11 protein-coding genes are annotated in these 8,642 nt (G+C 39.5%); 7 read left to right on the top strand and 4 right to left on the bottom strand.

The genetic code is table 11. From position 1 onward, the window contains the following. Both GJ691_RS12230 and GJ691_RS19905 read left to right on the top strand, forming a co-directional pair. The coding region (locus GJ691_RS12230; protein ID WP_218944438.1) for a hypothetical protein at window positions 1–562 on the top strand (562 nt) is incomplete at its 5' end. 35 nt (window positions 563–597) lie between these two features. Beyond that, complete coding sequence (locus tag GJ691_RS19905; protein WP_425481742.1) at window positions 598–708, top strand: hypothetical protein; 111 nt, start codon at window positions 598–600, stop codon at window positions 706–708. A 66-nt stretch (window positions 709–774) separates the two neighbouring features. On the opposite strand, the gene murA is transcribed toward GJ691_RS19905, so the two are convergent. From murA to GJ691_RS12215, 3 genes are all read right to left on the bottom strand, one after another. Further along, window positions 775–2,082 (bottom strand): UDP-N-acetylglucosamine 1-carboxyvinyltransferase, encoded by a 1,308-nt coding sequence (gene murA / locus GJ691_RS12225; protein WP_154367257.1) that lies wholly within the window; start codon window positions 2,080–2,082, stop codon window positions 775–777. Window positions 2,083–2,097: 15 nt separating this feature from the next. Further along, entirely contained in the window at window positions 2,098–2,751 is a 654-nt protein-coding gene (locus GJ691_RS12220; protein ID WP_154367255.1) for a DUF4290 domain-containing protein, read from the bottom strand. An 85-nt stretch (window positions 2,752–2,836) separates the two neighbouring features. Next, window positions 2,837–3,124, bottom strand: coding sequence for a DUF493 family protein (locus GJ691_RS12215; RefSeq protein ID WP_154367253.1), 288 nt, complete (start codon window positions 3,122–3,124; stop codon window positions 2,837–2,839). Window positions 3,125–3,212: 88 nt separating this feature from the next. Between GJ691_RS12215 and GJ691_RS12210 the strand changes: the two genes are divergently transcribed. The 5 genes from GJ691_RS12210 to GJ691_RS12190 all read left to right on the top strand — a co-directional run bounded on the left by GJ691_RS12210 (window position 3,213) and on the right by GJ691_RS12190 (window position 7,743). Continuing rightward, entirely contained in the window at window positions 3,213–3,776 is a 564-nt protein-coding gene (locus GJ691_RS12210; RefSeq protein WP_154367251.1) for an AAA family ATPase, read from the top strand. Further along, window positions 3,776–5,683 (top strand): RecQ family ATP-dependent DNA helicase, encoded by a 1,908-nt coding sequence (locus GJ691_RS12205; RefSeq protein WP_154367249.1) that lies wholly within the window; start codon window positions 3,776–3,778, stop codon window positions 5,681–5,683. Before GJ691_RS12210 ends, GJ691_RS12205 begins: the two co-directional genes overlap by 1 nt. After that, complete coding sequence (gene fmt / locus GJ691_RS12200) at window positions 5,655–6,623, top strand: methionyl-tRNA formyltransferase (protein ID WP_154367247.1); 969 nt, start codon at window positions 5,655–5,657, stop codon at window positions 6,621–6,623. The genes GJ691_RS12205 and fmt overlap by 29 nt, the downstream gene beginning before the upstream one ends. A gap of 175 nt (window positions 6,624–6,798) precedes the next feature. Further along, window positions 6,799–7,071, top strand: a complete 273-nt coding sequence (locus tag GJ691_RS12195; protein WP_109655149.1) for an HU family DNA-binding protein — start codon at window positions 6,799–6,801, stop codon at window positions 7,069–7,071. Between the two features lie 111 nt (window positions 7,072–7,182). Continuing rightward, complete coding sequence (locus GJ691_RS12190) at window positions 7,183–7,743, top strand: YqgE/AlgH family protein (RefSeq protein ID WP_154367245.1); 561 nt, start codon at window positions 7,183–7,185, stop codon at window positions 7,741–7,743. A gap of 23 nt (window positions 7,744–7,766) precedes the next feature. Here the strand turns inward: GJ691_RS12190 and GJ691_RS12185 are convergent, their stop codons facing one another. Further along, window positions 7,767–8,612: an aminotransferase class IV gene (locus GJ691_RS12185; protein WP_154367243.1), complete on the bottom strand. Its 846-nt coding sequence runs from the start codon at window positions 8,610–8,612 to the stop codon at window positions 7,767–7,769. Between the last annotated feature and the right edge of the window lie 30 nt (window positions 8,613–8,642).

Below are 8,642 nucleotides of genomic sequence, written 5' to 3'. Positions count from 1 at the left end.
AACATCCATAAGGGTTTATATGTATGGAAAAATGCTATTTGCCGGAGGTTATTCTTTAATCATTAAACCTTTGGAACAAAAGTTTGAGCCCTTGGTCATCCCCGAACTAAAAGGAATTTATGGGGATGCATTTTCTATGAGTTTCAACAAATTCTACCCAATCGACTACCGTTTCGACATCAACATTGAAACCGATGAAGACTGGCAGACCTTTCTCGATGAGTTTGACAAATGCCTGAAATTTTATGAAACCGAAATATTCCCTAAACTCACCGATATAAAATTCTTGGCCCAATATGTTGGTGTACCTTGGGAAGACGAACAAAATATAGTGGTTGGGGGTGGTTTTCCTATCTCCTTCTTTAAAAAACTGGCTATTTTAAAATGGGGAGGCCAAGAAGATCTTTATCATATTTATAAAAAGGAAACATTAAAACTAATCGAAAAATACGCTATAAAAAAACCAGATAAGTATAAAGCCGAATTTATGGATAATTTTGAAAAACTGATCAACCATTTAGAAAACGAGCCCAATCCATTTGAGGAAAAAAAGATTAATTAAAAAAAACATTGAGAACCCGCTAGCGTAAGCGTCATATCAATAAATTTTTAATCGATGTCCCCTACTCCCACCTGTTGATCATGGGCACCTATGCCACGGCACAATATTTGATTACCCAAGGTGTGTTGGTTCAGGAAAACCCATAATCAGAATTAAAATCTGATATTTTATTTTCTCAATTACCTATATAAAACTCCTGCTTTTTCGAAAAACTACACCCTAGTGATTTTGGCCCCGATTGCCCGTAGTCGGGTATCGATATCCTCATAACCGCGATCGATCTGTTCAATATTATGGATCGTAGAGGTTCCTTTAGCCGATAAGGCAGCAATCAAAAGGGAAACCCCTGCCCTAATATCGGGTGATACCATGGTGGTGGCCTTTAATTTCGATTTAAAATTATGGCCAATTACAGTGGCTCTATGCGGATCGCATAAAATGATCTTAGCTCCCATATCGATCAACTTATCCACAAAGAACAAGCGGCTTTCGAACATCTTTTGGTGAATCAGGACCTCCCCTTTTGCTTGGGTGGCCATTACCAAAATTATACTCAATAAATCGGGTGTAAGTCCGGGCCAAGGTGCATCGGCAATCGTAAGAATTGAACCATCAATGAAATTTTGGATTTCATAACCATCCTTATGCTCAGGAATATGGATATCATCCCCTTGTTTTTCAATGGTTATCCCTAATTTCCTGAACACGGAGGGAATCAATCCCAAATCTTTCCAACTTACGTTTTTTATGGTAAGTTCACTTTTGGTCATGGCCGCCAATCCGATCCAACTTCCGATCTCGATCATATCGGGCAACATAGTATGCTCGGTTCCTCCCAACGTATCAACACCTTCAATGGTCAATAGGTTTGAACCGATTCCTGAGATCTTGGCCCCCATTCGGTTCAACATCTTACATAGTTGTTGCAAATAAGGTTCACAGGCCGCATTATAAATGGTAGTTTCACCTTCGGCAAGTACGGCCGCCATTACAATATTCGCGGTCCCTGTTACAGAAGCTTCATCGAGTAACATATAGGTGCCTTTCAACCTTTTGGCTTCCACCCCATAAAAATGTTCTTCTTTATTATATCTGAACTTAGCACCAAGACTGATAAAACCTTCAAAATGGGTATCCAACCTTCTCCTACCTATTTTATCTCCTCCTGGCTTTGGTATATAGCCTTTGCCAAAACGGGCCAATAAAGGCCCAACGAGCATGATCGAACCTCTTAGTCCCCTACCGTCTTCCTTAAATTGATCGGACTGTAGGTAATCGAGATTTACGTCATTGGCCTGGAACGTATAAGACCCTTTGCCCTTCTTTTGGATATTTACACCCAAATCTTCTAACAAAGAAATGAGTTTGTTGACATCAACAATGTCGGGGATATTGTTTACGGTAACTTTTTCAGCAGTTAACAACACGGCACATAAAATCTGCAATGCTTCATTTTTGGCGCCCTGTGGGGTAATTTCCCCGGATAACTGATGGCCACCTTCAATTTTAAATGTTCCCATTTAGGATCAAGACTATTAGTATCGCTTTTTACCGCGATTATTGCTTCTTTGATTTTTCTTCCCTGTGGCACTTCGAGGGTTCTTTGCAACCCTATTTTTGAGGAATTGACCACTATCGGTAAGGTTCTCCCCATCTTTGGCAAGGTCTATTCGACCATCACTAAGTTCATATAGGTGATTAAAAATCACTTTGTCGTCTACCGTGTCCTTGTTCCAATTCAGGTAACATTTTTTCATATGGTTGGCGATGGCATACTCGAGTCCGTCGCGCATATCACCTTTGTCCCATTCAACGGCAACATCGATCATACGTTTTATATTGTTTCCGTAGAAACGGTATTTCGGGAAGTTCTGCGGATAACCAAGAGGTTCCGGTCTTTGTTGTAGAACTTCTTTGGAAGTGATCGGGAAAGGGGAATCAACATCCAATTTAAAATCGGACATAATGAACAATTGATCCCAAAGTTTATGTTGAAAATCGGGTACATCCCTTAAATGGGGCTGTATATTGCCCATGACACTGATTATGGCCTGGGCCACTTTGTTTCGTTCCTCACGATCTTCGATCGATATGGCATGATCCACCATTTTTTGGAAATGACGACCGTATTCGGGAATAATGAGCTTAGGTCGCTCAGTATTATATTCTAGGTTCTCTACTAAATTCAAATCTTAAGTTTTAATGCTTTTTAAGCGTATAGGAAGTATTTCTATAACGAGTGCAAAATAAGAAAATTATGCTGTATTAGCTATTTTATAAGGATATTACCCCTTCAATCTCGCCTACTTCTTTGTATTTGGCGATTACGGCATCGGGATTTTTGAGGTTTACACGAATGGACAAGCTGGTGTATTTGCCATTTTTCGACTGTTTTGAATCGATTACGGCACCTATGTTATTGAAAATGCCATGTACCTGTTTTATCTTATCGGCATCGGTAAGTACTATAAATTTATAAAGGTATAAAGAGGGCCATTTGGTACTCTCTTCCAATTGGGTTTTCAAACGGCTATAAAACTCCTCCGGATTCTCTTTGTTCATCGTCAAAATTTTATGCAAATATAGGGCTTCAACAACAATTTTTTAATATTCCCGTAATCCGTATTTTTACAGCACCAAAACAAAACATTTGAAGGCGAAGAAAATTGTAATTACTGGAGGCCCCAGTACGGGAAAGACATCGGTCATTGAGCAGCTAGAGAAAGATGGCTTTCATTGTTTGCACGAGGTAATCCGGGATATGACCTTAGAGGAAAAGACCCAAGGACAAGAAATGAAGATGGTCTCTAACCCGATTGTGTCTGTCCCTGATCCGAAGAGTTTTAACCTGAATATCCTGAATGCGCGTATCAACCAATACCATTCCGCATTGAAATCAACCCGGGAAATCGTTTTTTTCGACCGTGGAATCCCGGATGTACTTGCGTATATGGATTGTTTTGAGCAAACCTACGAATCTGATTTCTCTGAACCTTGCCGCACGTTAAGGTATGACCATATATTTTTAATGCCCCCTTGGAAAGAGATCCATGTAACCGATAATGAACGATTTGAATCGTTTGAGGAATCATTGAAAATACATGATTGTTTGGCCAAGTCCTATGGTAATTTTTCATACGATGTTACGCATGTTCCAAAAGGAAGTGTAAAAGAAAGGGTCCGGTTTATCTTGGATCAAATAAACTCTATCTAATGCATAAAGACCCCAAATCCATTTTGGAGCACTATTGGGGTTATGGATCCTTTAGGGGTTCCCAGGAAAAAATCATAGATGCCGTCATCGACAATCGCGATGTACTTGCACTTTTGCCTACAGGTGGTGGTAAATCTGTCTGTTTCCAGGTTCCCGCATTGGCCAAAGAAGGAATCTGCATTGTTATCTCCCCTTTGATCGCCTTGATACAGAACCAGGTTGAAGTATTGAAAAACAAGGGCGTTAAGGCCATTGCGCTAACGGGGGGCATTTCATTTGAGGAAGTGAACAACCTGCTCGATAATTGCCTGTACGGGAATTATAAATTCCTGTACCTATCTCCCGAAAGGCTTCAACAGGAATTGGTTCGTGACCGTATTCAGCAAATGAACGTTAACCTTATTGCCATAGATGAGGCCCACTGTATATCGCAATGGGGACATGACTTTAGACCGGCTTATCTTGAATGTGCCTCTTTGAGGGAGCTTATTCCCGATGTACCCATAATCGCGTTGACCGCAACAGCGACCGAAGCCGTTACTACCGATATTGTCGAAAACCTGAGATTGGTAGACCCTCTTATCGTTAAAGATTCTTTCTCGCGTAAAAATATTGGATTTTCCGTACTTTGGGAACAGGACAAAAGGCATCGCCTAAAACAGTTATGTTCAGCGATTGAACATAGCGCCATTGTTTATGTTCGAACACGTAGGGCCGCACAAGATCTTGCGAATTACCTTCAATTGAACGGGTGCTCCGCTTCCTTTTTTCACGGGGGATTATCCAAGCAGGACAAAAAACAACGTTTGGATCTATGGCTAACGAACAAAGTTAGGACCATGGTGGCCACTAATGCTTTTGGAATGGGGATAGATAAGCCCGATGTGGAATTGGTAGTACATTACCAAATTCCCGATTGTATAGAAAACTACTTTCAGGAAGCAGGTAGGGCCGGTAGAAATGGGGAATCGGCAAAGGCCGTACTGCTTACCAATGCCTTGGATATTGAACAGGTAAAAAACCAGTTTTTAAGTGTTTTACCCGATGTAACATTTCTTAAATTGGTTTATAACAAGCTTAATAATTATTTTCAAATTCCGTATGGAGAAGGACATAATGAAAAATATCAATTGAATTTCAATGCCTTTTGCGAAGCTTATAAACTAAATGCCATAATCACATACAATGCCTTTCGGATACTGGACCAAAATTCGGTCATTGCATTATCAGAATCATTTTCCAAAAAAACGACATTGCGCTTTATTACCACGAAAGAGCAATTATTTGGTTTTCTGGAGCATAACGGAAAATTGGCGCATATTGTACAGACCCTTTTACGAACATATGGGGGTGTTTTTGAGTTCGATACCAAAATTAATACCCATTTGGTGGCAAAAAAGGCGGAAGTGACCGAAAATGAGGTGCTTGAGACGCTAAGAAGATTACACAACTCGGAGATTATCGACTATATTGAGCAGAACAGTGACCTGGACATTACTTTTTTGGTCCCGAGGGAAGATGACATAACCATAAACGCATTCGCCCCTAAGGTAAAGGCCCTAAACTTTATTAAGACGAAGAACATTGAAGCAATTTTAGCTTATATCAATAATAAGAAAGTGTGTCGTAGTAAACAGCTTCTACGATATTTTGGTGAAAATTCGCAAACCGAATGTGGCATATGCGATGTATGTATGGCTAAATTGGCCCTGGATAAGAACCTGACCACTTTTATAAGGGAGGAAATTACGCGTTCGTTAAGAATAGGGAGCAGATCATCGAGGGAATTGATCAAGGACCTACCTTTCGATGAAATTATAATACTCAAGGCCTTACAAGCCATGTTGGAAACTGAAGAAATTAGAATAAACACCAAAAATGAATATGAGCTTACTGAAGAAAGATGATCTACGAATAGTTTTCATGGGAACCCCCGAGTTTGCCGTAACCATTCTTGATACCTTGGTACAGAACGAATTTAATATCGTAGGTGTACTGACGGCTCCTGACAAACAAGCCGGCAGGGGACGAAAAATGCATAAATCGGCCGTTAAAACCTATGCCGAGGAAAAAGGGTTGACCATTTTACAACCAACGAACCTTAAAGATGAATCTTTTACAAAAGAATTGTCTGCCTTAAAGGCCAATTTACAAATCGTTGTAGCCTTTAGGATGTTACCGAAAGTGGTTTGGGAGATGCCTGCTTATGGCACCTTTAATCTACATGCATCCCTTTTACCGAATTACAGGGGAGCAGCCCCGATAAATTGGGCGATTATAAATGGGGAATCGGAAACCGGTGTCACGACCTTTTATATAGATGATAAGATAGATACAGGGGAAATGATCATGCAAGCCAAAATTGATATTGCTGCGGATGATACAGCAGGAACATTGCATGACAAATTAATGCATTTGGGTGCTGAAGTCGTGCATAAAACTGTTTTGGGGATATTAGAAGGTACCATAACCAGAACGCCACAAGACTTCAATAAAAATCTGAAGAGTGCCCCTAAAATACATAAGGATACCTGTAAAATCAATTGGGAGCTACCAATTGAACAGGTTTATGATTTCATAAGGGGGTTGAGTCCGTACCCAGCGGCCTGGACGACTATGGTCAATGACGGAACGGAAATATTCCTTAAAATCTATAAGGCTTCGATGGAAGAAATAAAGCATGAAGATACAATAGGACGTATTCTTTGCACAAAGACCGAAATGAAAGTTGCCGTAAAGGGAGGTTATATACGTCTATTGGAAATTCAATTACCGGGAAAGCGAAAAATGGAAACACGGGATGTCCTAAATGGGTTAAAATTGATGGAAACGGCCACAATGGCGTAAAGCCCCGTTGTCATTGGGCTGCGAGAAACGTCAAAAACTTCCTACTTTATCAACAAACCAGCATAGTTATCAACAAAAACGGTGATTTCCCCCTATTTTACTTGCGTTCACGGTAAATCCGTATAAATTTGTTTAACGTTTAAAATTATTTTAAAACAATTAATTTAATTAAATTATGAACAAAACAGAATTAATCGATGCAATGGCCGCTGACGCTGGCATCACAAAAGCAGCTGCTAAAAAGTCATTGGAATCTTTCTTAGGAAACGTTGAAGGCTCTCTTAAAAAAGGTGACCGTGTATCTTTAGTAGGATTCGGATCTTGGTCAGTATCTAAAAGAAATGCAAGAGAAGGTAGAAACCCATCAACTGGAAAAACTATCAAAATTGCAGCTAAAAATGTTGTTAAGTTTAAAGCAGGTGCTGATTTAGGCAAAGCGGTAAACTAATTTTATACTACCATATTTTAAAAACCTTGGCATCTTGTCAAGGTTTTTTTATTTATACTTATTTGTGGTTTATAAGAATTATCTTATTTTAGAGAATCCAGAAAAGGAAATATGATTGGTATAAAACCAAATAAAGGCAAATTACTTATTGCGGAGCCCTCTCTGACCGGTGATGTTTCTTTTAACAGATCAGTGGTATTATTGGCAGAACATAATGAGGAAGGTTCTGTGGGTTTTATTCTGAACAAACCTTTGGAATACCATATAAATGAATTGGTAACGGAGATTTCCGTGCCACTTAAAGTCTACAATGGCGGGCCTGTTGAACAGGACAATCTTTATTTTATTCACAAGGTTCCGCACCTAATTGATAATAGCATTGAAATATCTGACGGGATATATTGGGGTGGTGATTTTGAGACTACGGTGCAATTGATCAATGAAGAAGTCATTACCGATGAGGATATTCGTTTCTTTTTAGGATATTCAGGATGGTCTTCTTTACAATTGGATGAGGAGCTCACTTCAAAATCATGGATCGTTGTCCCCAATGAATATGAAAGTGCCATTATACAAAAATCCTCCATTGCTTTTTGGAAGGAAAAAATGATGGAATTGGGCGGTAATTACCTAATATGGTCCAATGCCCCTGAAAACCCCAGTTTAAATTAAGGATTGCCTTCCCTACCCTATTTCTAAGATAGTCTAGCTGCCGTGTTCAATTTACCCAATAGGTCTTTGGATACTTTGGTGCCAAATTGTTTTTTCCTGTATTTCGTAATGGGTTGAATCCCGACAATGGCATTCGTTATGAAAAGTTCATCCGCTTTTTGAAGCTCAAATGGGGAAATAGATGTTTCAACCAGATTATAATCATCAAGATTACCGAGTATTCCGATAATCTTTTTACGCACGATACCTTTGAGGCAACCATCGGACAAGGGAGGTGTCTTTACTTCGTTCCCCTTAACCAGGAAAATATTGCCATTGAGGGCTTCTACCACACTTTTTTGGTTATTGAGTAAAAGACAATTGTTCAATCCGTTTTCTTCGGCATAGATACTCCCTACCACATTAAGCACCTTATTATTTGTCTTTAAGGTAGAAAGCATATCGGGATTCACGTAAAAATCCTTGAAAAGATCAACTTCATAAGGTTGGTCTTCAAAACCATAAAATGGATTCTCGAGTTCCTTTACATCGATAATAAAGGAAATATCATTCGATATCGGCGCATATAAACCACCGTTGTTCCTGAACACCGTTACGCGTGCCCTGGCCGGTTTTTGGCCAAGATCATTACCCTTCAAGGTAGCGATGATCTGTTCTTCCAGAAATTCCATGGTAAAATGCATCGGAATTTCCATTCTTAGAATCCGCATTGAGGACATTAAACGTAAATAGTGCGATTCGAGAAAATAAATCTTCCCGTTTACCACCCTTATACTCTCAAATAGAGAATCACCATAACGCAACGCCCGGTTTTCCTGATTTAGAAAATGCGTGTTTTTTTGTAATAGTTCACCATTGAAATTGATCATAAAAAAAGCCCTGATAGTTTTATCGGGGCC

This window comes from Maribacter luteus, from assembly GCF_009674825.1.
In the GTDB taxonomy this organism is placed as follows: Bacteria; Bacteroidota; Bacteroidia; order Flavobacteriales; family Flavobacteriaceae; genus Maribacter_A; species Maribacter_A luteus.
This window is presented reverse-complemented; position numbering and strand designations above follow the sequence as displayed.

What these genes read in the sequence shown, in the direction of transcription:
- murA (WP_154367257.1), bottom strand. Translation starts at nt 2,082, where the DNA reads ATGGGAACATTTAAAATTGAAGGTGGCCATCAGTTATCCGGGGAAATT.
- GJ691_RS12215 (WP_154367253.1), bottom strand. Translation starts at nt 3,124, where the DNA reads ATGAACAAAGAGAATCCGGAGGAGTTTTATAGCCGTTTGAAAACCCAA.
- GJ691_RS12205 (WP_154367249.1), top strand. Translation starts at nt 3,776, where the DNA reads ATGCATAAAGACCCCAAATCCATTTTGGAGCACTATTGGGGTTATGGA.
- fmt (WP_154367247.1), top strand. Translation starts at nt 5,655, where the DNA reads ATGAATATGAGCTTACTGAAGAAAGATGATCTACGAATAGTTTTCATG.
- GJ691_RS12195 (WP_109655149.1), top strand. Translation starts at nt 6,799, where the DNA reads ATGAACAAAACAGAATTAATCGATGCAATGGCCGCTGACGCTGGCATC.
- GJ691_RS12190 (WP_154367245.1), top strand. Translation starts at nt 7,183, where the DNA reads ATGATTGGTATAAAACCAAATAAAGGCAAATTACTTATTGCGGAGCCC.
- GJ691_RS12185 (WP_154367243.1), bottom strand. Translation starts at nt 8,612, where the DNA reads ATGATCAATTTCAATGGTGAACTATTACAAAAAAACACGCATTTTCTA.